Origin of the sequence: Leuconostoc sp. LN180020, from assembly GCF_014844115.1 — a bacterium.
In the GTDB taxonomy this organism is placed as follows: domain Bacteria; phylum Bacillota; class Bacilli; order Lactobacillales; family Lactobacillaceae; genus Leuconostoc; species Leuconostoc citreum.
In genome coordinates, this window is the sequence record NZ_CP039736.1 from 335,816 (window position 1) to 358,636 (window position 22,821).

Annotated in this window: 24 protein-coding genes, 1 tRNA gene and 1 pseudogene; 4 read left to right on the top strand and 22 right to left on the bottom strand. The window is 38.5% G+C overall.

The annotated features are described in order from the left end of the window. Positions 1-129: 129 nt before the first annotated feature. The 10 genes from FAZ25_RS01755 to rihC form a co-directional block, all read right to left on the bottom strand. A complete protein-coding gene (locus FAZ25_RS01755; RefSeq protein ID WP_012305042.1) occupies positions 130-1,407 on the bottom strand; it encodes a D-alanyl-D-alanine carboxypeptidase family protein in 1,278 nt (425 codons plus the stop codon). Next, a complete protein-coding gene (locus tag FAZ25_RS01760) occupies positions 1,394-2,503 on the bottom strand; it encodes a cell wall metabolism sensor histidine kinase WalK (protein WP_040176563.1) in 1,110 nt (369 codons plus the stop codon). Before FAZ25_RS01760 ends, FAZ25_RS01755 begins: the two co-directional genes overlap by 14 nt. Continuing rightward, the gene (locus tag FAZ25_RS01765; RefSeq protein WP_004901276.1) at positions 2,503-3,192 is read right to left on the bottom strand and encodes a response regulator transcription factor; all 690 of its coding nucleotides are present in this window, start codon (positions 3,190-3,192) and stop codon (positions 2,503-2,505) included. Before FAZ25_RS01765 ends, FAZ25_RS01760 begins: the two co-directional genes overlap by 1 nt. Before the next feature lie 12 nt (positions 3,193-3,204). Then, positions 3,205-3,909: a DUF1129 domain-containing protein gene (locus tag FAZ25_RS01770; RefSeq protein WP_040189836.1), complete on the bottom strand. Its 705-nt coding sequence runs from the start codon at positions 3,907-3,909 to the stop codon at positions 3,205-3,207. A gap of 48 nt (positions 3,910-3,957) precedes the next feature. Then, the gene (ychF, locus tag FAZ25_RS01775; RefSeq protein WP_004904371.1) at positions 3,958-5,058 is read right to left on the bottom strand and encodes a redox-regulated ATPase YchF; all 1,101 of its coding nucleotides are present in this window, start codon (positions 5,056-5,058) and stop codon (positions 3,958-3,960) included. A 75-nt stretch (positions 5,059-5,133) separates the two neighbouring features. Next, the gene (locus FAZ25_RS01780) at positions 5,134-5,337 is read right to left on the bottom strand and encodes a DUF951 domain-containing protein (protein WP_040189834.1); all 204 of its coding nucleotides are present in this window, start codon (positions 5,335-5,337) and stop codon (positions 5,134-5,136) included. After that, on the bottom strand, positions 5,338-6,240 hold the full coding sequence (locus FAZ25_RS01785) for a ParB/RepB/Spo0J family partition protein (RefSeq protein WP_004901286.1): 903 nt from the start codon (positions 6,238-6,240) through the stop codon (positions 5,338-5,340). Further along, positions 6,230-6,991, bottom strand: a complete 762-nt coding sequence (locus FAZ25_RS01790) for a ParA family protein (RefSeq protein ID WP_004901289.1) — start codon at positions 6,989-6,991, stop codon at positions 6,230-6,232. Before FAZ25_RS01790 ends, FAZ25_RS01785 begins: the two co-directional genes overlap by 11 nt. Before the next feature lie 54 nt (positions 6,992-7,045). Further along, positions 7,046-7,765 (bottom strand): 16S rRNA (guanine(527)-N(7))-methyltransferase RsmG, encoded by a 720-nt coding sequence (rsmG, locus tag FAZ25_RS01795; protein WP_048801778.1) that lies wholly within the window; start codon positions 7,763-7,765, stop codon positions 7,046-7,048. Positions 7,766-7,840: 75 nt separating this feature from the next. After that, positions 7,841-8,794 (bottom strand): ribonucleoside hydrolase RihC, encoded by a 954-nt coding sequence (rihC, locus tag FAZ25_RS01800; RefSeq protein WP_099044856.1) that lies wholly within the window; start codon positions 8,792-8,794, stop codon positions 7,841-7,843. Between the two features lie 623 nt (positions 8,795-9,417). Between rihC and FAZ25_RS01805 the strand changes: the two genes are divergently transcribed. The 3 genes and pseudogenes from FAZ25_RS01805 to FAZ25_RS01815 all read left to right on the top strand — a co-directional run bounded on the left by FAZ25_RS01805 (position 9,418) and on the right by FAZ25_RS01815 (position 10,736). Further along, positions 9,418-9,693 (top strand): transposase, encoded by a 276-nt coding sequence (locus tag FAZ25_RS01805; protein WP_004906421.1) that lies wholly within the window; start codon positions 9,418-9,420, stop codon positions 9,691-9,693. Then, positions 9,690-10,520 (top strand): annotated as a pseudogene (locus tag FAZ25_RS01810) (IS3 family transposase); the annotation flags it as partial. The gene FAZ25_RS01805 and the pseudogene FAZ25_RS01810, both read left to right, overlap by 4 nt. A 42-nt stretch (positions 10,521-10,562) precedes the next feature. Then, the gene (locus tag FAZ25_RS01815; protein ID WP_192269759.1) at positions 10,563-10,736 is read left to right on the top strand and encodes a hypothetical protein; all 174 of its coding nucleotides are present in this window, start codon (positions 10,563-10,565) and stop codon (positions 10,734-10,736) included. Between the two features lie 48 nt (positions 10,737-10,784). Here FAZ25_RS01815 and FAZ25_RS01820 read toward each other — a convergent pair whose 3' ends face one another. Next, positions 10,785-11,636 (bottom strand): glycosyltransferase family 8 protein, encoded by an 852-nt coding sequence (locus tag FAZ25_RS01820; protein WP_080763165.1) that lies wholly within the window; start codon positions 11,634-11,636, stop codon positions 10,785-10,787. Positions 11,637-11,737: 101 nt separating this feature from the next. On the opposite strand from FAZ25_RS01820, the gene FAZ25_RS01825 reads away from it, so the two are divergent. Next, complete coding sequence (locus tag FAZ25_RS01825) at positions 11,738-12,898, top strand: DUF2075 domain-containing protein (protein ID WP_004901302.1); 1,161 nt, start codon at positions 11,738-11,740, stop codon at positions 12,896-12,898. A gap of 95 nt (positions 12,899-12,993) precedes the next feature. On the opposite strand, the gene FAZ25_RS01830 is transcribed toward FAZ25_RS01825, so the two are convergent. The 11 genes from FAZ25_RS01830 to FAZ25_RS01880 form a co-directional block, all read right to left on the bottom strand. Then, positions 12,994-13,077: transfer RNA gene (locus tag FAZ25_RS01830), tRNA-Leu, on the bottom strand. A gap of 85 nt (positions 13,078-13,162) precedes the next feature. Next, positions 13,163-13,465 carry a helix-turn-helix transcriptional regulator gene (locus FAZ25_RS01835; protein WP_004901305.1) on the bottom strand — a complete coding sequence of 101 codons (303 nt, stop codon included), beginning with the start codon at positions 13,463-13,465 and terminating at the stop codon, positions 13,163-13,165. A gap of 7 nt (positions 13,466-13,472) precedes the next feature. Continuing rightward, positions 13,473-14,084: a cadmium resistance transporter gene (locus FAZ25_RS01840; RefSeq protein ID WP_004901309.1), complete on the bottom strand. Its 612-nt coding sequence runs from the start codon at positions 14,082-14,084 to the stop codon at positions 13,473-13,475. 390 nt (positions 14,085-14,474) lie between these two features. Beyond that, on the bottom strand, positions 14,475-14,936 hold the full coding sequence (locus FAZ25_RS01845; protein WP_004901312.1) for a universal stress protein: 462 nt from the start codon (positions 14,934-14,936) through the stop codon (positions 14,475-14,477). A gap of 24 nt (positions 14,937-14,960) precedes the next feature. Continuing rightward, positions 14,961-16,352, bottom strand: coding sequence for an Nramp family divalent metal transporter (locus FAZ25_RS01850; RefSeq protein WP_004901313.1), 1,392 nt, complete (start codon positions 16,350-16,352; stop codon positions 14,961-14,963). Between the two features lie 365 nt (positions 16,353-16,717). Further along, positions 16,718-17,623 (bottom strand): cation diffusion facilitator family transporter, encoded by a 906-nt coding sequence (locus FAZ25_RS01855; protein WP_004904378.1) that lies wholly within the window; start codon positions 17,621-17,623, stop codon positions 16,718-16,720. A gap of 72 nt (positions 17,624-17,695) precedes the next feature. Beyond that, a complete protein-coding gene (locus FAZ25_RS01860; protein WP_004901318.1) occupies positions 17,696-18,412 on the bottom strand; it encodes an NAD-dependent protein deacylase in 717 nt (238 codons plus the stop codon). Then, on the bottom strand, positions 18,412-19,356 hold the full coding sequence (locus FAZ25_RS01865) for a hypothetical protein (protein ID WP_040189824.1): 945 nt from the start codon (positions 19,354-19,356) through the stop codon (positions 18,412-18,414). The genes FAZ25_RS01860 and FAZ25_RS01865 overlap by 1 nt, the downstream gene beginning before the upstream one ends. After that, positions 19,353-20,567, bottom strand: a complete 1,215-nt coding sequence (locus FAZ25_RS01870; RefSeq protein ID WP_004901323.1) for a hydroxymethylglutaryl-CoA reductase, degradative — start codon at positions 20,565-20,567, stop codon at positions 19,353-19,355. Before FAZ25_RS01870 ends, FAZ25_RS01865 begins: the two co-directional genes overlap by 4 nt. Next, positions 20,560-21,480, bottom strand: a complete 921-nt coding sequence (locus FAZ25_RS01875; protein ID WP_004901326.1) for an exopolyphosphatase — start codon at positions 21,478-21,480, stop codon at positions 20,560-20,562. The genes FAZ25_RS01870 and FAZ25_RS01875 overlap by 8 nt, the downstream gene beginning before the upstream one ends. Positions 21,481-21,745: 265 nt before the next feature. Further along, positions 21,746-22,741: a phosphatase PAP2 family protein gene (locus FAZ25_RS01880; protein WP_004901329.1), complete on the bottom strand. Its 996-nt coding sequence runs from the start codon at positions 22,739-22,741 to the stop codon at positions 21,746-21,748. Between the last annotated feature and the right edge of the window lie 80 nt (positions 22,742-22,821).

Genomic DNA, 22,821 nt, shown 5'->3' on the forward strand with positions numbered 1-22,821 from the left:
CGTTACTCCTCCTATTGGTCTATACCACTTCGGTCTATACCAATATAATACCACATTATTACGGCTTTGAAAAGGTACAATAAAAAAGGACAAATTATTATTTTAAATAACAACTTGTCCTGCTTATAATTACCCAAAAATGTCACGCCAGACACGTGTCCACCATGGTGCTTGTGTTGTGTCTATCGTTGATTTTAATAATAAATTACGGCTATTAACAGACGTGTTCGGTAAAAATACGACGTCAGGTAGTGCCAGTTGGGCTAGTGCAACGGATTGACCCCGAGCTACTTTTTTAGGATGTCGGCTTAATGTTGTGTGGTTCACCTTGATTGGTGCCTGTTTTTGATGCCAAAAAGTTTTAGTTTGGCCAACAACAACCGGTACTTCTTTTCGTTTCATATCTAACATTTTTACTTTTTTGCAATCAGAAAGTACGCTGCCGGCCTCAAAAGTCTCTGGTACCTGTGATTTGAGTACATCATTCACAATGTTAATTGTCTCTTGATATCTCGTTACTGTATCAGTATAATAGCCAGCACCATTCACTACAGTAATAAATTCATGGCCTGCTTGATCTTTGACAATTCCTGTAAAAGCAGCCCCTGATTCTGGGGTTGACCCTGTCTTTAAGCCCTCAATGATTAAATGATTTGGATTCGATACTTTCTTTGAGTGTTGGTGACGAAATAAAAACTGGTCAGTGGTTAATTTCACAGTACGATTAGCTGATGCCGATTTATAAGAAATAAAATCGCTCTCACCCAAAGTACGAATATTAGGATCTAATTTAATAATTTCACGTGCTAGCATGGCCAAGTGCTCGGCACTGGCTAAATTAGCGGCCTCACCAGGCTCATGAGCTATTTTATTTTCAAAAGCATTACCATTCACTTGACCAGCGGCATTGTACCATTTGGAGTGATCTAATTTCAATTCATTAGCCCATGATTGTAATGCTGCTTGAGTCGTCATACCTTTAGGTGTTAAATATTCGCTCAGTGCAAATGATGCATCATTTGCGGAAATCGTGAGCATAGCATTGTACAGTTCTCGAACGGTTAAATGGTCACCTGCTTTAATATCAAGATGAGAATAAACATACTTAGGTTGATGAGATAAATCTGCTTTACTCGTAATTGGAATCGGTGTATCCCAGGTTAGTTTGCCGTCATGAATCGCACGAAGCGCAGCATATGCTGTTAACATTTTTGATTGTGACGCAATCATACCAAGTTTTGTCGCATTTCTAGTCGCTAATACCTGTCCTGTTCTTGCATCAACAACAACTGCTGAGGTCAATGACTCTTTTAAATCTATTGGCTTAGCCGATGGTGCTGCTGACACAATACGCACGAAACTTATTAATCCTACACTAAAAAATACGACAAATTTAATCCACTTCATCTCTATTTCCCCTACTTTGCTTGAGTGGCAACGTCATAATAAATGTTGTTAACTCAGCATCTGATGTTGCACGAACAGTGCCCCCATGTTGCAAAATAATGCCTTTAACAATGGCTAAACCTAAACCTGTCCCACCCGTCTTACTATTACGAGAACTTTCGACACGATAAAAACGATCAAAAATTTCCAATAGGGCTTCCTGAGGAATCTGAACACCATTGTTAATCACACGAATTTCTACTTCTTGTGCCTTTACCTGCGCGGTTAGCTTAATATATGTTGCCCCTTCGCCATATTTAAAAGCGTTCGTAATGAGATTAATTAATACACGCGCTAATTTATCAGAATCTGCTTCCAAAATAATGAGTTCTGGGTTGGTGATTTGCATCATTTCAATTTGATGTTCGTGTGCTTCGATTTCATAACTGGCGAGAAGTTGTGCAAACAAATCGCCTAAACTAATAGTTGTTAAATTCAAGACTGCATCTCGAGCCTGTGTTTTCGAGAATTCAAATAAATCCTCGACTAATATTTTCATTTGATTCGATTTATCATAAGCAGTATGAATATATTTAGCACGATCTTCAGGACTCAAAGTCGTTGCGTTCATTTCAACTAACCCAAGATAACCAATAATAGCAGTAAGCGGTGTACGTAAGTCATGTGAAATATTAGTAATCATTTCATCCTTGGAGCGTTCACTCGCACGTTCTTCTTCCCGGATTTTTCGCGTATTTTTGGCTATCTTGTTAGAGACGTCAATAAGGGCTTGTGTTCGCGGGGCGTAGTGTGCATGCCAATCAATTGTCATATCTGAATTTTCTTTGGCAATTTGGTGTAAATCACGAATTAAGTGAATTAAACTTTCTGCTTGGCGCCAACGAACGTATTGCCAAAACACAATCACTAAGTCACCTAGTATTAAAATTAACATACTTAACCAGAAACGCCATCGTAAAGCTATGTGAGCCGCTTGCCCTAATACTACTGTGGCAGACAATACGAACCAACTAAAAAGCAGTAGTAACAATACTGTTCCTACCGCATAATATATTTTGGTGCGATTGTGCTTAAAAAATAACGATAGTTTGTTCATTAATTTACTTCAATCTTATAGCCGACACCCCAAACGGTTTGAATGACTTGGTCACCATTCGTGGCTTCTTCAATTTTATCACGTAGATGTGATACATGTACCATAACTGTTTTAGCTGAGACAACCGATTCTTGTTGCCAAACACGTTCAAAAATATCATCGGCTGAAAACACACGATTTGGATGAGAGGCTAATAAGTAAAGAATACCGAATTCTAGGGCCGTCAAATTGACAATGTCGCCATTGGCCGTTTTCACTTCATGACTGTCTTTGTTAATCACTAACGAACCAATATCTAAAACATCAGGCGTTTTATCTTGTACGGCATTGTCTGCCCGTCGTAATAACGACCGAACACGGGCCATGACTTCTAATGGATTAAAAGGTTTTGTCACATAATCATCCGCACCTGTAATCAGTCCCTGAATTTTGTCCATATCGCCCGACTTAGCTGACAACATCAAAATTGGCACACGACTGTCTTTGCGGACAATCTTAACCACCTCTAGCCCATTCATATTGGGCATCATAACATCTAAAATCATCAGTCCAATATCTGGATTGGTATTCAGTTTTGAAATGGCTTCTTTACCATCAGCAGCCATGACTGGCTCATAGCCTTCATTTTTAAGATAAATTTCGAGCAATTCAGCTATTTCAATATCGTCGTCAACAACTAAAATCTTCATCAGTAGCGTCTCCTATTTTTTAGTCTTGGCTGAATCCAAACGTGCTTGTTGTGATAACTGGCTAATAGCAAAGAAACCGCCCTTTAAACCAGCTTTTTGGCGATTCCAACGGAATAGGCCATATGCAGCCGCAGCTAAAATAATATAAGCAACTGGCGGCAAAGTTGGATTAATAACTGGTGGTAATAGACCAAGTATCAAAAAGCCAATTAACCATGCCACAACTGCTGCAATGAGGTATAACCATCTTCGTGAATTAGATGGTGCATTCTCGGGTGCTTTTGGATTAGGCGTAAGCTTGAGAATAATTCCCGTGTAGATTGACCCACCTAAAGCAGCAATAAGCAATAGGGAAATAATACCAGCACCTTGATTTGCTTGCTGTTTAGCGAAAAACAGTGATAAGCCAAATACACCACTAAACAGCATAAAAATAACAAGTGACGTATCTAATGCTAAGGGGGCAAATTTATAATCATGCAATTTTTTGGCAGTTACTTTTGGATCTAAATATTTTTGCGCCGCCTGTGTAGGCGTTCCAAATAGTTGAACAGCTGTGGTTCCTGTTCCTTGTGCTGCAAGCAATTCTGCGGTAACTTCATCAGTAATCTCTTCTATCTTTTCTGCTGATAAATGACTGTTTTGCGCCACAATTTTTTTGAAACGAAAAATAAAATCTTCGTTTTTCTTAGTTAATTGATGCTTTTCTTCTACCATGTTGGTCGTCCTCCGAGACTATGTACGCAACCCGCAGGTTGTCTTATTTTAGACGTTAAATCTAAATTCAATAATATCACCGTCATTAACGATGTATTCTTTACCTTCTGATCGTAATTTACCAGCCTCTTTAACAGCTTTAACCGAACCAAGTTTGTCAAGATCTGCAAAAGCAATTGTTTCAGCACGAATAAAGCCACGCTCAAAATCGGAATGAATAACGCCAGCAGTTTGTGGTGCTTTCATACCTGCTTTAAATGTCCACGCACGCGTTTCTTTACCACCAGCGGTAAAGAATGTACGTAAATCAAGCAGGTGGTATGCTGCGCGAATTAATTTGTTTAGGCCAGGCTCTGTCACACCAGCCATTTCAAGAAATTCAGCCTTATCTTCGTCAGCTAACTGAGCAATTTCTTCTTCAGCACTAGCCGACAACCCAATAGCATCTGCCCCTTCTGTGGCAGCAAAATCTTGAATAGCTTTAAAATACTTAGATGATTCAGGATCTGCCATGTCATCTTCAGCCAAATTAGCAACATATAATACAGGCTTAGTCGTCAGTAAAAATAGTCCCTTTACAATTTTTTGCTCATCATCTGTAAATGTTATTGTTCGTACAGATTTACCAGCTTCAAGCACTGGCTTGATTTTTTCTAAAACCGAAAACTCGGCTTTTGCTGCTTTATCTGCACCTTTGGCTGCGCGTGCTACCTTGCTATAGCGCTTATCAACAGTCTCTAAATCAGCTAAAATCAATTCAGTATTGATTGTATCAATATCATCTAATGGATTAACTACCCCATTGACGTGAATAATATCATCACCGTCAAAGGCACGAACCACGTGAATAATGGCATTAACTTGACGAATATTTTCTAAAAACTTATTGCCGAGACCCTCACCTTGCGAAGCACCTTTAACGATACCTGCAATATCAGTAAATTCAAAGGTTGTCGGAATAATTTTGTCTGCCGGCACTAATTCTTGAATACGTGCCAGACGATCATCAGGCACTTCAACCATACCTACATTTGGTTCAATTGTTGCAAACGGATAGTTTGCCATTTCAGCTCCAGCTTTAGTGATTGCATTAAAGAGCGTTGATTTGCCGACGTTAGGAAGACCGACGATTCCAGCAGTAAGTGCCATAGTTTAGGTATATATTTTGCTAAGTATCTAGCTACTCTTAGCGAAATATATCCTCCTTTCTTAAAATACTTCATATTAGTTATCTTTTTGAGATGATAAAACTTTTTTTAAACGTTTATTAAAGTCAAATCGTGGCATCATAATTCCGCGACCACAATTCGTGCAAGTTAATTTAATATCTGCACCAATTCTTGTGATTCGCCACGAATTGGTCCCACAAGCGTGTGGTTTTTTCATTTCCACGACATCTTGTAATTTATAAGTTATTGGTTCAGCCATTTAGTCTACCTCAACATTTAACAGCGCTAAAATACGACTCAAATCATCATTGGAAAGATAATTAATTTCAATTTTTCCGCTACCTTTTTCCGTAGCATTGACTTTAACTTTCGTACCAAATTTCTCTTCAAGTTGTGTGGCTAATGCGCGAATATATGGTGACGTTGGTGTTGCTGGTTGCTTTTCGACAGGCCCCTCATTTATCTGTTTTACTAATACTTCGACTTGACGGACTGTCAGTTGACGACTGACCACAGTCTGCGCTAACTCTTCAATATTAGCTTTTACTTTTAAGCCTAGTAGCGCACGCGCTTGACCCATTGATAACAAACCAGACTGTACCATGTCTTGCACAGCTTCAGGCAATTTCAACAAACGGACCGCATTCGCTACTGTCGTACGTTCCTTACCTACTTTTTGAGCTACTTGTGCTTGTGTCAACTTAAGTTGTGACATCAACCCACTGTACGCTTGTGCTTCTTCAATAGCATCCAAATTATCACGTTGCAAATTTTCAATTAATGCAACGGCAGCCATTGTATTATCATCAACATCACGCACAATGGCACTAATTGTTGCCTGCTTAGCTAATTTCGAAGCACGCACGCGCCGTTCACCAGCAATAATTTGAAAATCATTACCAAACCGTCTCACAATAATGGGTGTCAATACGCCATTTTCACGAATAGAATCAGCAAGTTCTTGTAATTTACCTTCATCAAAACGGTGTCTTGGTTGAAAAGGATTTGCAGTGATACGGTTCAAATTCAATCGTTCAACACGTTCAAATTCTGTTATTTTTTTGGTTGCTTGTTTAGTATGCTCAAGAGTTTCTTCAGTAACATTATTTGCATTAAACAAACCACCTAGGCCTTTACCTAAGCCACCTTTTTTAGTTGCCATATTGTTTCAAAACCTCCTGTGCAAGTTCTGTATACACCTGAGCACCAATAGACTTTGGATCAAAATCAATAATGGCTTGACCATAAGAAGGCGCCTCACTTAAACGTACTGAACGAGGCACAACTGTGTGATACACTTTATCACCAAAATATTGGCGAACTTCTTCTGAAACTTGTTTAGCTAAATTAGTTCTGCCATCATACATTGTCAATAGTATGCCAGCAATATCCAGTGACTCATTAAACTGTTTACGGACTAATTCAATCGTATTCAGTAGTTGCCCTAGACCCTCTAAAGCATAAAACTCTGTCTGCACAGGAATTAAAATAGCGTCAGCTGCAGTAAAAGCATTAACTGTTAATAATCCTAAGGCTGGTGGATTGTCAATTAATATAAAATCATAATCATCACTGACAGTCATTAATGCCTTCTGGAGTCGGTATTCTCTTTGTTTTTGCGTAGCAAGTTCAATTTCAGCACCAGACAATTGGATAGTGGCTGGTAATAAATCATAATTATCAGTTGGTACAATTACATCTCTAAGGGCAGCGCCATCAACTATCACGTCATAACTATCTAGTGCTAACTCAGATTTATCAATGCCTGACCCACTAGTCGCATTACCTTGTGCATCAATATCAACCAAGAGAACGCGCTGTCCATCCTGTGCCAATGCCGCACCTAAATTAATACTTGTCGTTGTCTTACCAACACCACCTTTTTGGTTGGCTAATGCAATTATATGTGCCATATGCTGTTGGCATCCTTTCTTTGAATATGGAAATAGTATCTCAGTCGTGCCTCATTAAGCAATTGGCTTTTTATTGGGTGTCCCAGCTTGACGCGGATACTTTTTAGGGGTTTTCTTGTGCTTATCAACTAATTGAATGACACGTTGGTCGCCATTGGGTAGCTTAAAGTCAAAGGCACTTGATACTGTGCCCCCAAGCGTTGCTAAAGCTTGTTGTCCGTCAGCCAATTCTTGCTCTGCAGCAGCGCCTTTCATCACTAACAACGCACCGCCCACTTTAACAAAGGGCAACGTATACTCAGCTAAAACACTAGTTCGAGCGAGCGCTCTGGCCGTTGCAAAATCAAACTGTTCGCGATAGGCAACATTTTGACCAATGTCTTCTGCTCGGCCATGAACAATTGATACATTTTTTAAGTCCAACGTATCCACAACGTCTTGGAGAAAGCGTACACGCTTTTGCAAAGCATCAACCATGGTGATTTTCAATTGTGGAAAAGCAATTTTTAAAGGCAAAGATGGGAAACCTGCACCAGTACCAACGTCAATTAATGTGCTTGATTGATGCTGTAACGCCTTCACATAAATAGCAACGGTTAATGAATCATAAAAATGTTTTAAGTAAACATCTTTCTCATCGGTAATCGCTGTCAAATTAAATTGTTTGTTAGCTTCAACAAGTAGTTCAAAATAACGTTGAAATTGTTCAATCTGTTGTTCTGTTAATGTAATACCATCATCATTTAAGGCTGAAATAAACGCTTCGACTGTCAATTATTTGCTCCATTTCAAGTTTGTACAGCACAAAAAGCGCTAATTACAACTACTTTTAGAATACCTGAAAAAGCCTTAATTTTCAAGCTTTCCAGCATTAACCATCCCGTCGTTTATTTTATTAATTTCCAATAAATACCAGGCATTAAAAGCTGCCACATCAACTGCCATTGCGACGTGAATATTGGTTGTCTGATGTGTTCTCGCATGAATATCAGCTACTGTTGCCCCAATAGCTGGTCCGTCTGTGACAACGTCAACCCAATAATCCTGTAAAGTAAACTTTTCCGGTGCTAACAAATAAAATAAAGTATTAACATCATGCATTGGCTTGCCTGCTTGCATGGAGCCATCGCCATAGTAAGAAAAGAGTTGCATCAACATTTGTCCTGTGTGATTCATATTGGATAATGTTGTCATTGTTTCTGATTTTAATAGTGCTTTTAGCGTGACATCCAAGCCAATCATAGTGATATCTAAGCCGCTTTCAAACACAATTTTGGCCGCATCGGGATCAGTGAAGACATTAAACTCAGCTGCCGAAGTCATATTACCACCAGATAAACTACCACCCATGACAATAACACGCGCAATGTTGGTCATCGCTTCGGGGTGAATTGTCAGCAATTTAGCTAAATTAGTAAACGCGCCGACTGCAACAAGTGTCACTTTTTCTGGACTAGTCACTAAGGCATTGAACATCGCTTCAACAGCATCTATTGGCATGGCTTCAGTCGTTGGTGTTTGAAATACGTAACCCGGCATACCACTTTCACCATGAATATTGGCCGCATCGTGATATTCCCGCACCAATGGCTTTTCAGCACCACGCGCTACCGCAACATCTTCTCTTTTGAAAAAATGCGTCAACTTTAGTACATTCAATGTTGTTTTATCAACTGAAACATTGCCCGCAACTGAAGTAATTAAACGCACATCAAAGGCTGGGTTGGTCAGCAGAATAGTCAGAGCAGCAGCGTCATCAATGCCAGGATCTGTATCAAAAATGATAGGTATCTTCTTTTTCATCAGTCAAGAACGATAATTATTTAAAGTAATGATCAAAGAAATCAGGGCTTCAAATAACATACGTATTCCTCCATTATTAATTTACTTTAATTATAACAAATTCATCACAAGTTCCAGAGATTGATTTGGATTATCTCTCAATACATTATTTATTTAGCTTTACCACATGGGGTGAATTAAAATGATTCTAATTCAGATTGCACTAGCAATTATAAAAAATACCCCATTTTATATTTATGTAACCCTTTACTTATTTCCATTAATATTCATACAATTACAACTTATTTTTAATAACGCATTGTAATAAATAATTATGCTAGTCTTATTCATTATTGGATAAATCCAGTTTAAACCTTTATCATTATGAGAGAAATATTGCAAAATGTAAACATTAACATCCTATTATTACTTTTGTTCATTAAATATATAGGCGCATTTCCGAATATATGTTATATTATATATCTAACACAAATATTAGCATGAAGGTAGACAGTATAATGACTGGACTGGAATACAACATCATCAAAGAATGGGGTCGCAAGGTGCTCGTATACTGAAAATCCGGACCGCTTTATTTCTAGGGCATAATCCGAGATAATCAAGTATAGGAGTTTTTTTATATTATGAAAGCTAAGCGATACTCAACAGAATTTAAGTCATCAATTGTCACCTTGTATAACGAGGGACGTTCTGCTAATTCTCTAGCCAATGAATACCATTTGGCTGTACAAACCGTCACGGGTTGGGTGAAGAAAGCCCAAATCATAGGGACGGACGTTACCGGTAAGCCAGTGACTCGCGCCCAATTTAATGCAATGCAGAAAGAAGTCGCAAGACTCAAAGAAGAAAACGAAATTTTAAAAATTGCGGCCGTTTTGCTGGGCGAACATCGCAAGTAACACGTAAGACCCATTTTACTATTGTCCAATCATTGCTAAAACAGCATTTTAAACTCATGATGGTGCTTCGCCTACTCAAAATACCCAAAAGCACCTACTTTGATTGGGTTCACTATACTGAGAGCCAACGACAACGAGAAGACACGATCTTAAAAGCTTTGTTGCGTGAAATTTGGCAAAATAACTATAAAGCTTATGGCGCGCCACGTCTGCGATTAGCATTAGCTGATCTGAATTTGCATCATGGAACCAACCGAGTTCGTCGTTTAATGCGAGAAGCTGGCATATACTCTGTCATGAGTCGTCGATTTAACAAACCAACGACAACTGTTGATTATCGTCAACGTCCCAACTTAATCAGGCATTTACCCGAAGCCAACGCTTGGAGCATGGACATCACTTATTTAAAGTTGAGTAATGGTCAGTGGGTCTATTTAGCGTCAGTTTTAGAGTTACAAACGCGTAAGATATTAGCCCATCAAATCAGTGCCACGATGGATACCAAATTGGTAGTTACAACACTACAAAGATCGCTGTCAACTGATAAAAAACCAAATTATTTACATACTGATATGGGCAGTCAGTTCACTAGTTTTGGCTTTGAAAATTTGTTAAAGCGACATAAAATTGATCATTCGTATTCAAAACTAGGACATCCATATGATAATGCCAAAATTGAAAGTTTTCACTCCCTATTAAAGCGTGAAATGATTTATCAATTCCGGTTTCCATCGATTGCACATCTAATTTTAGATGTGTCCAAGTATATTCATTGGTTCAACAACGAAAGAATCAGTCTTGCCAATCAAAAAATAAAAGTTGCCTAATCAGTTCAGCCCTAGATAAAAAACATTCCGAATTATTGACATATGAGCAAGGCTTACCGTAAAGAAACTGATGATAAATTACTTGAACATGTCCCTGTTCGTGTTCAAAATCTATGGGAAGACTTTCACATTGCGCATCAACTCCCCCTTGATGCGCAAATATTGGCGTTCGATCGTATCTTGACCGATTTTCAATCGCATGGCTGGTCTAAATAAAAAAAGCTGCTATCCAGCAGCTTTTTTTATTTCCCTTCTCTGCCCGTTTTACAAACCAGAAATAGCTAGTAATTGTTCATAATGTTGATATAACATGATAAATGGATTGATACTGTTACTCTTTTCCCAAGGTTTTGGCCGACCGCAATAGTGTAATATCACTGTATTTTCCATAACCCATCGCATATCAACTGATCCAAAGCTTTTGGCATAATGCATAATATTATCACGTGTATCATAATTCCAAATTTCTTCGGGTAAACTTAAAATCTCATCACCATAGAGATAATTTAAAATGTCCTGATCTGGTAAAATAAGCTCTTTGCCGTATTGCTGAATAACAGACAAAATAGCTTTCATATCAACTCGTTGTCGCATCATATCTAGATCCATTAACATCACGCCCGAGTTGAAATATACTTGACGGGTACCAAGTCGTAAGTGATTAATCGTTTGGCTAATACCTGTCAGCCCCATATGACTTGAAGCAGCCAGCATTTGGCCTTTTAATGGCATATTAGCTAATGGCCTAATTGGATTAATCACTAAAATATCTGGATCAAGATAAATCACACGATGTAGTGTTTTAGGCAGATATTGACCGCATAATAGTCGAAAGTACATTTCTGGCGGATACTGTTTGAAAGTTGGCGCACTTGCCCATAGACTTGTATCGACTCTAATCGTGTGCAAAACAAAACCTAATTGCGCAACAAATTGATGTAATTTTTCTAACTGCGCCGCCTCAATATGGTCATGAGCCAACCAAATTGTCATATTTTCTCTTGGGTTAGTTTGCCTAAGTGAATAAAGCAAAACACGTAACGGTTTAATATAATTTTCATCGATGGTGATTAATATGTTCACGCTATCATCATTTATTATTTTGGTTTTTTCCATATACTATATTATACGCTGAGAATATTGTTAGTGTGTCATTAGGTTTAACGCGAGTAATTGTCAAACGTTATAGTATAATAAATCACAGTGGGGTAATTTTAATGAATAAGATTCTAAAAGAACAGTTTTTAATTGATACGCTCTCTGACGATCAAACAAAAAAGATTACAGAGCTCAATAACTATATCAATCACAACATGTCTAAAAAAGAACATGCAGTTGCCATCATTCAAGGCGCAGCAGGTACTGGTAAATCGGTCGTACTCATGCAACTTGTTAAAAAATATATGACTGACAGACGCTACAAAAGTGCGCTTGTCGTTAACCACCCAGAACTTTATAAGGCTTATCAAGATATGGCTAAAAGTTTTGACGGCCTCAATCCACGCGACATTAGACGGCCAACTGCTCTGATTAATGATGCACAAAAAAACCATCGTCACTATGACGTCATTTTCGTTGACGAAGCACACTTGCTCTATTCTAAATCAGAGCCGTATGCCCATTATCGCGGTAAAAATCAGTTAACTGATTTAATGGCTTTGTCAAAAGTTGTCGTAGTTGTTTATGATTTTAAACAAGTATTTCAATCAAAGATGTATTGGTCCAAGCAGCTATTATTTAAGACAATCGGTCACCATCCATATCGTGAATTCAATATGGATTTCCAGTATCGTATGGTTACAAGTGACAAACAAGTAGCTTGGCTGGATAGTTTCACCGCACAGCAACCAATCACACCTTTTCCAAAAGATAGTCAATTTGAGTTTGAAGTTTTTCCTACAGCTGGTGCACTTTATGACAAAATCAAAGCGCGCAATAGTGAGTATGGTTTAAGCCGTGTCGTTGCAACATCTGGATTCCCACGCATCGATGGCCGTCATAATGTCGAGATGGACACCTTTTCCCTACCTTGGGATGAATGGGATCCGCAACGCACCCACTGGGCAAAGCGCGAATCATCTATTACTCAAGTCGGGACAATTTACACATTACAAGGTTTCGATTTAAATTATGTCGGTATGATTATTGGTCCTTCTTTCGGTTACAATCCTAAAACCGATAGCATGACTATTATTCCGGAAAAATACTCTCATAAAGAAATTTTCAAAAAAAGGCAAGATATTCAATTTACACCAGCACAATATCAAGATTTTATTGCCAATGTTTTAAACGTTCTCCTCAAGCGTGGTAAATATGGCCTGTATCTGACTGCTTACGATGATGCACTACGTCAGCGGCTCATGGCATTACAGTCCTAATTATTAAGCATAGACGTACTAAGCCAATCATGCTTGCTAAAAATAAATCACTAAAAAAGACATTAAGTTAACTTAATGTCTTTTTAAATCAATGATGCCGTCGGTGGGAGTCGAACCCACACGGTGTTGCCACCACTGGATTTTGAGTCCAGCGCGTCTGCCAATTCCGCCACAACGGCATATATCTAATACCGTTTGTATTAAACAACTATATTAGAATACCAAATTTTAACATTCACGTCAACCCTATAATTCAAATGATAATTATTCGTCTCCTAAATTAAATACATGATCAACGTGCTTTAAAGCATTGTCTAAAAGAATTAGAATATGCGAGTCACTCAGATAATACAATACTTCACGTCCTCGCTTCTCTGCTTGAACTAATTGCGCTTCGCGGAGTACGCGTAGTTGATGAGAAACAGCCGATTGCTCCATATTCAAAATATCAACAATTTCAGAGACCGAATATGAGCGTGATCGCAATAACTCTAGAATCGTTAATCGTTGTTTATTCCCTAATATTTTAAATATTTTTTCAAGTTCACTAATTGCTTTTGTCTTCATACTTTTATTATAACAGGCTTATAAGATATTGAATCGTTCCTGCATCAAACATAACGTATAAGCCAAGAACAATATAAATAATCACTTGAATTTTGTCACCAAAACGTTCGAAGAACGTATGAACTGGCTTAAAGTCGGTTAGCTTTTTAGCCAAAAAGATAACAATTGTTAGCACCGCAATAAAAATCAGTAAAATTGCGGGTAAGTAGACAAGATTCGCAGTAGCAAAATAAGGCATATACAAGGCCAAATTATCAGCACCACAGGCACCAATCGTAATGATAACCATGTTACTAATCAAGTTTCTATTATTATCCTGCGCTAACTTATCTTTAACTTCTTCTGTTTCATCGTCATTTGAAAAATATTTGCGAATACCAATTACAATCGGCACAATTCCCAGAAAACCAAGCAGCCAAGATTCTGGAATGTTTTTAAGCAATACCGCAACGAGTAACGCTATCAAAACCAAGAGTGCATTTCCTAAATAGGCACCGAAGATAATTGACCGTGTCTGCTTTGGTCCCCGATATTGTCCGAAGACCAGTAGTAAAACAACAAAATAATCAGATGTTGTGCCAATATAAGATGTAAGTGCCGTTAAAAGTGTTTGAACCATGTTGACCTCTTTATATGAACTATTTTTACATGAAATACTTTTCATATATTATACCACAAAAAATTTATTTCAGTTTTTTTAAAATTTTTATACTGATTTAATCTGGTCAAGTTATATTATATACAACAACAAAACAAGTCATCTCAAACAACGACGCGTTTTAGAAAGGTAGGAATTGTATATGCTAGATTATCGTTGATGTTCTCCACGGCATCAACACACGAAACCCCATACGGGCAACTTTTCTCTCCTATAATCTCCCAATATTCTCTTCTCTAAAATCTCTCCCAAAAAATAGCCCCGATAAGCGCGTTAGCTTATCGGGGTTTCGTGTTATACAAAAGCTAATTTTCAAAAAAGACACTGTCTATTATGGCAGTGTCTTTTTGATTACTTACGAGCAACCATTGATGAAATTTTTGCATGACGGGCAATGTATGCGGCTTGTGAACCCAATGATTCCCAAAAGCCCTCACGTGAGTGCGCCCCCACAATAATTAAATCTGCTTGTACTTTTGGCGCAACATCTTGCAACAAAACTTCTCCAGCCTTGGCACCATCAGCAAAGACCGTTATAACGTTTTCAGCCCCTTGTGATTCAGCATAGGCCTTATAACGTGCAAGGTTCGCCTCGATTTGAGCGCGACGTTCTTTAATGACATCCAGATGAAGGGCATCAATGGTTGACAAATCCCCCATCTCCAAAACGGATGCAATGATTAGTTGCGCTTCATCTTCACTAGCTTGATGAATGGCGTTAGCCAAAGCAACATAACCTTGCTCAGATTCATCAACACCAACTAACACGCGTTTAAATTGAATCGGTTCGATGTTTAAGTTTAAATTACTCATGTTATCTCTCCTTAAATAATTATATTAGCCACCAGTGACTTGCTGGTAAATACTTAGAATATTCAAAGCTGTTAAAATAGCAAATGAAATCCAACCTAGAATTGCGACCCACTTAGGATTAGCAAAATCGCCCATTATCTTTTTAGAAGATGTGAAGTAGACTAATGGCGCCATAGTGAATGGTAACGCTATAGCTAAAAATACTTGTGAATCAACCATCAATTTATCTAAACGGCCTTCTGCGCCACCGTACATTAGAGTAATGACAACTACGGGAGCCAATGCTATACCTCGTGTAATGACACGACGTAACCACATTGGAATGCGTAGGTGAAGGAAACCTTCCATCACAATTTCACCAGTCAATGTTCCCGTAATTGTTGAATTTTGGCCTGACGCAAGCAAAGCCACGGCAAACAATGTTGAAAGCACAGGAGAGGCAATAGCACCAGCAATGTCACTATTTCCTAAGGCACGGTACATGTCACCAAACGCACCAACAGAATCAGCATGTCCAAAGAATAGTGAGGCACCTAAGATTAACAATAACGAATTGATAACAAAAGCTAATGAAAGTTGTATGTTAGAATCCCATGTCATAAAGCGAACAGCTTCTTTAATGGCTGATTTATCTGTACGATCAACCTTACGTGTCTGTGAAATTGATGAATGCAAATATAAGTTATGTGGCATAACAGTTGCACCAATGATACCCAGAGTTAATGTTAGTTGTGAAGAACTTGCCCCAACGGCTGGTTTTGAGCTCAGAGTCTGTAACTGTGGCAAATAACCACCAAACATCGCAGACAATTCAGGTCTCGAAAGTACAACTAAATAAGCAAAAATAGCCAAAATTGTTATAATCAATGTCATAACAATTGCTTCGATTTTACGGAACCCAAACTTCATAAGCAACAACAACAGCACAACGTCAAACGCTGTCGTAAGGACTGAGGCAATCATTGACCAACCAAACAACAAGTGTAAGGCAATCGCACCACCAATAACTTCGGCGATATCCGTGCAAATCAAAGCTAATTCAGTCATTATCCACAAGATAATACCACCAGCTTTATTCGTGCGATCACGAGTAGCCTGCGCCAAATCTTCTTGCTTGACAATACCTAATTTTCCAGCCATGTACTGTAATAGCATGGCCATCAAACTTGATACTAACACTATAGATAATAGTGTGTACTTATACTGTGCACCACCGGCTACAGATGTCACCCAGTTACCTGGATCCATATAGCCGACAGCTACTAACGCACCAGGCCCAGAGTAGGCTAATAATTTACGCCAAAAAGACCCATCTTTGGGCGCTTCAATTGAGCTGTTTACGTCACTCAAGCTCAGTTGATCATCTGCCTTCTCCACAAAATGATGCTTTGGCTTAACGCTTTTAGAATCTTGCATTCTAACTCTCCTTAAGATTTCTCCTCAGGACAAAAAATATACGAATTTTGACCAAAATACGCATTTAGTATTCACTTTTTAAGCTACTTAACGGTGAGCTAAACACGTATTAACAGTGCTAAATAATTTTCATAAAGGATTTCATTCAACAGTGTTGAAAGCTTATGAAAGGTATCTAACTCGGCTATTAATGCCCTAATACATAATAAATGATACACGTTTTTAAAAATTCGTCAACTAAAAAAATCATAAATAATGTTTTCTTGCCATTATTTATTACATTTTCTGACTATAATGATAAAAGCACCTTATTATTATATAGCTTTGTAAGCCTTTTCATGAGAAAGTTACAATTACGTAACATTTTAAATCAAATTACATGGCTGATTCATTGCGTGACGCTCTATTTGAATGGTGACATGGTGAATTTCATACTTTTGACGTAATGTCTGTGACATATCTTCTAACAAAACCTGCGTATCAACATCTGGAGAAACAGAAAGATGAACGGTTAAAGCCGTCTCTGTTGTTGACAATGGCCAAATATGTAAGTCGTGTAACTTTTCAACACCAGGATACTGTTTAAGATAACTTAAGATGGCTGTTTCATTAATCGTTTTTGGTACCCCATTAATAGCCATAGTAAATGTTGATGTCATTACAGGCCACGAAGTGACTAATATAATTACACCTATAATCATCGATACAATCGCATCAATCATATGAATGCCTGTCAACTGAATTAAAATACCAGCCAGAATAACACCAACTGAAACGCCTGCATCAGATAACAAATGTATATAAGCAGTCTTAGCATTCAAATCCTGGCCATGGTGGTGTCCATGTTCATCTGGTGCGCCACTTGCTCTAAACAACATTGCCGTAAAAAAATTAATCCCAATACCCACGGCAGCAACAATCGTAATCATGATACCGTTGGTATGTATTGTTGGCACAACAATTAAATCGCGAATACCTTCATAAAAAATCGTGACAACTGCAAACAACAATAAAATTGAATTAAATACACTGGCTAAAATCGAAACATTATGCCACCCATATGTATGTTTTCGCGTAGCCTTTAAACCAAAAGCAACAACTGCAAGCCAAGCAATGACTAAAGCTAAGACATCACTTAAATTATGAAATGCATCAGCAAACAGTGCGGTTGAATGGGCTAATTTAGCAAACACTAACTCCGTCAGCACGAAAATTAAATTCAATGTGATGCCAATCACGTAAGGCGTTTGTCTCATTTTCACTTGTTCCATCACTATACCTCCATGAACCACTATAGCACACATGAAAATAAATTCATACAATAAATAACAAAAAGCATAACTTCATACTTTAAGCGCTTCAAAAAAAGTTGTTGCATCCCCTAATATTTGCGTCACTGGGAATGTTGTCTGAATATGTTCAAGATTGATTGCAATGACTGGTACGTCGGGCTTAGCATAATTAAGCAACCCTGCAAATGGGTAGACTTGAAAACTGGTGCCAACAATGACAATCAAGTCCGCTGCTTGGACCCACGCAGCAGACTTTTCCACTTCAAAAGGCATTTCTTCATAAAATGTAATTCTGGGTCTTAGCATTGCCCCATCTGCACGCTTAGGACTTTTCATATACGCTGACAAATTTGCTTTTTGACCATCTTTTGGTGCATAAATATCGTATAGTGAGCCATGAAAGCGAATCAAATTGGCTGCTTGTGATTTGGCTTTAACATGCAAATCATCGACATTTTGAGTAATAATTTTAGCACGATTTTGTCGCGTTAATTCAGCCATTTTTTCATGAATCACATTAGGCTCAGCCGCTGGAAAATACATATTATCAATCATAAATTGATATTGCTTTAATGGTTCATTTTGGAAAGCTGTTGCTGACAATAAATATTCTGGGCGCAATCTCACCCCTTGATAAATACCATTTTTTGAACGATAATCCGGAATACCTGATGCCGTCGAAATACCAGCACCGGTCATGAAAAGAATGTGTTTAGCTTGATCAAATTGTTGTTGGATATCTGCTGTTAACATCTTATCTTCTTGCATTATTCCCCCCTGAAAATATAAGGTAGCGCTAATTTCTTAAATAAATCGCTGACACGCATACGATAAAGTGATTTAAAGAATTCAGACGATTCTTGATTATCTGGCTTAGAAATAACAAAACTATTTTGCTTATCCACTTTACTAAGTCCGACATAAGCTGTTTGGTGCGTTTGATAATCTATCATTTCAGAATGATAAATAGTAAATACTTGGCTAACTGGCAAGTTAAGCTGCCGCTCTGACAAAACACTCGTCAATGTCACATACTCTTTTGCATTGATTGTTGGTCGTCCCCATTGACTCATAATATCATCAACGCCAGCAAACATAGCAACCATCTGTCGACGCACATGACGTGGCTGTTTTAAATCCGCTGATAAAATTGGGGTAACTAGCTTTTCAGCCGCAGTATAGGCCAATGGGTACAAGCCTGATAAGCTCTTAAAATCAGCTCCACTGACACTTGCGAATACTAAAGCATCTGCTAATGTCAATAAACGCCATAAGCTTTCATCATCCACCTCACCATTTTCTGGTGTTAGTTCAGCTTTGACACCTGCCAAGTAAGCATCAACAGTTTTCGGCGTCAAAATACCCTTTGCTTCTAACTCACGGTATGTTATTGCATGCATGACAGTACGATGCATGCGCGTGGCAATTTGAATCATTTGTTCATCTAACGTATCATCTTTAAATGTTAGTGCAAAAAATATTTGTGGTATAATACCATTCAAAGTTAATAACATCTTGAGTAATTCGTTACCTATCAAGAAATCAGACTCGGTTGCTTCGGCCAATTCAATTAGTAGTCGATCTTCGAATACTTCTTGTGAAACGCGGTCAATATGCAGCTCCCCTGTCTGATTGCCAGCAACACGTGTTAGTACAGTTCCCGGATAAATATTATTCACCGCTTCTAAAAGTGATTTTATTTGTGGATTCATTTTCTCATCTCCGTTAATAATTCTTGTGCTACTCTGGCATCAACTTGCTGTTCTTGGCTTAGTTTGAATACAAGATTAGGAAGTTCTTCGACAGTTGCGCCGACTTGTAGCGCCAAAGCGCGGTATTGCATGCGCATATGGCCGCGCTGAATACCACCGTCTACTATGGCTTTTAAAGCAGCTAGATTTTGCGCCAAGCCAACAGCGAGCATAATGCCACGCAATTGATTAGCCGTTTGAATAGCCATCACTTCTAACGCTTGTTTTGCTTGAGGTAATGCCGTAATCGTTCCACCAACTGTACCAACAGTGATGGGCATGGATATTTCGCCGAGTAATAAATTGTCAACAATATGCCATGTTGTTAACGCTTGATAGCACCCCGTCCTGCTAGCATAGGCATGTCCTGCAGCCTCAACTGCTCGCCAGTCATTACCAGTTGCTAAAGCGACAGCGCTGATCCCATTAAAAATACCTTTATTTTCAGTTGTCGCACGATAAATATCATGTTTTGCAAAATCATTTAAGGCAACAATTTTTTCAGCGATATGCTGCCCACCAATTTGTTGTACAGTAACTTCAGCACTGACTGTCACAACTTGTTCAGTTGCATAATTTGATAAAATAGCGCCCAAAAAGTTGGCTTCAAACGATGAAAATACAGCACGTTCTGCCTCTAATATCGTGTTAACAATATTAGCCCCCATTGCATCTTTTGTATCAATTAAAAAGTCGACACTAACTTGTGTTGGCGATACACGTCTAGCGTTAACAGAAAGTAACCCACCGTTTCTGCGATAAATACTTGGCTTAGCATGCTTGGCACATTCAAAAAAGGCCTGCTGATTGGCACTCACAAACTGCGCTATAGCATCATCTGCAGTCTGATAGAACAATAGTTGCCCAATCATTGCCGTTTGCCGAGGAGACTTTACATGTAAGCCACCAAGATTATTCAGCAATTTAGCACCATGATTTGCTGCGGCAATAACACTAGGTTCTTCCGTAGCCATAGGCACTGCATAATGTTTATCATCAACGACAATGTCTTTCAATATTCCTATTGGTATGCGCATATCACTCACATAATTTTCAATGAGTTGTGCATTAGTCTCACTTTGATTGTCATGCCACAATGTAGTTGCCCTTTGGTCTAAATGTAAAGACGCCAAACGTTCATCTGGCGTCAATTCATAATATTTTTTAGTCATTATTTTTCATCATCTCCGCGATTAACCCTTCACGTACACCGCTCTCTGAAAATATTACTCTTGGTGCATCTATCAACTGCATAAGATTAAGTAAAGGCAACAAACCGCTAATAATAATATCGGCACGTGATATTTCTAATCCTGCAATATGCTCACGTTCTTGTCTTGACATATACCTCAGATTTTGAAAAATATGTTCAACCATTTCAACAGACATTTCGAAGCCGTGAATTTGATTAATAATATCTTTCCCAAGGATTGTTCGGCCCATACGGGCCAGAGAACGATTGGCACCCCCCAATAGTATGACTGGCAGACCCCGATGTGCATTCAGCCAAGGCAAGACTTCATATTGCGACAAAATATCTTTGCACGCAGCAGCAATATCACGTTGACTGACCTCGTTTGCCAAATTGAACGTTTCGGACAATGTCACGGCGCCAAAAGGTAAGCTGATTGCTGATTGGTTCTGACCATCAATTACGGCAATTAACTCAACCGATGCCCCTCCTGTGTCAAGAATAATACCATTATCAATCGCTAACGTTGTGATAACACCTAAATAATCATAATACGCTTCTTCATCACCTGTTAACACTTCAAAATCGATACCGGTTTCATTTTTAACACGCGTCAAAAATTGTGTCTGATTCCTGGCAACACGAACTGCAGCTGTGGTAATCGCACGTACAGTTGGCTCAAAGTCACTGTACTGGCTTTGAAAGTATTTCAGTGCAGCAATGGTGCGTGCGATTGGCACCTCTTTTAGCACGCGCTCTGGCCCCATATTTTGAGCAATGCGGGTATCTTCTTTTTCACGGATTATTTCGGTATAAGTGCCATCATTGTTTAGCCGCTCGACGACCATGCGCGCCGAGTTACTCCCAAGATCGACAATTGCTAAGTAGCTCATGTAGACATCCTAAATTCTAGTATTATCTTTAAGTATAACAAAAAAGTGCTTATAACAGTATGAGTTTTACTCCTGGATAAATAATAATATATAAAAAAACTGGCAGTCAGATGTCTGCCAGTTTTTTTCAATGCCTCAAGATACTAACGTCAATCTGACCTTAGCACCACAAGAACATCGAAATGTTATTATTTTAATTTATTAATACCAAGGTTCATTTCCCTGCTGCATCGCTTTTTCTCAGTAAAGCATTAATGCACGGCTATTAGGACTGAGATTCGACAAAGTGTGCACCGATTAATCGACTAGCTGCAAAAACTAATAATCCAACCAAAATTGCCGAAACCGTTACATCCCCCAACCAATGTGCACCAATGCGTACACGACTCATGGCAGTCAAGATACCCATTGCGAGGCCAAAAATTGTCATCTTTTTTTGAAGAGAAACATTTTGACGTGGTACAAACAATGCTAAGTATAAGAATAACCAGCCTGACATGGTGTGTCCTGAAGGAAATGAATTATGACCATTAATACCATTAATATGGTACCAAGGCGTAAATTCACTAAATGCTTGTCCCGAAACTGTTGTCATTTCATACGGTCGAAAACGTCCCCAAATTGTTTTCATTTCACCAATCATTGTCTGGGCAATAAATACTGTTGCAATACCAACAATTGCAACAACAATTAAGTACGCCATATCTTCATCCGTTTTTTGACTTAACCACCGAGCAAATAGCGCTGAGAGCAAAATCGTGATAACCAACGCTAACGACCAACGCAAAGCTTCAGGATAATTTTTAACAGCCGCTGTGTTGTTAGCAATCCCCATAGGCACACCTTTAGCGATATTATTCAGCATTGAAAAGGTATAACTTAAAGCATCTTGTAGCAATGACAGCGCCTGATTGAAAGCAAATATTAACATCCCACCTGTCATAATAAAACGAATCACGTCATCGGCAACTCGACGCCAAATGTACCAAGCAATCACTTCAGCACAGACAAATGTCACAACTTGTGCACCTTGGTCGGCGTAATTCTGAAAAATATTACCAAAAATAGAATTTTGATTCATGACTGCTTGTGTCACATTCTTATCGAAAAAGGTGGCTATCAATAATGACAATATGCCTAGTCCAAGTAAAGTTAAAACAACTTTTTTCTCCCCACTTGTGGTTCGAAAACTACTGTGATTTAAACCATTACCTGAGTTTAAATATGATGGTCGAACGCTATTATCCCCTGCTAATTGCATCTTTTTACTCCATTTCCTTTTCTATACTTTCATTTTAAACCGGAAGTATAGCTATTACGTCAGGATTATATCTAGATAAT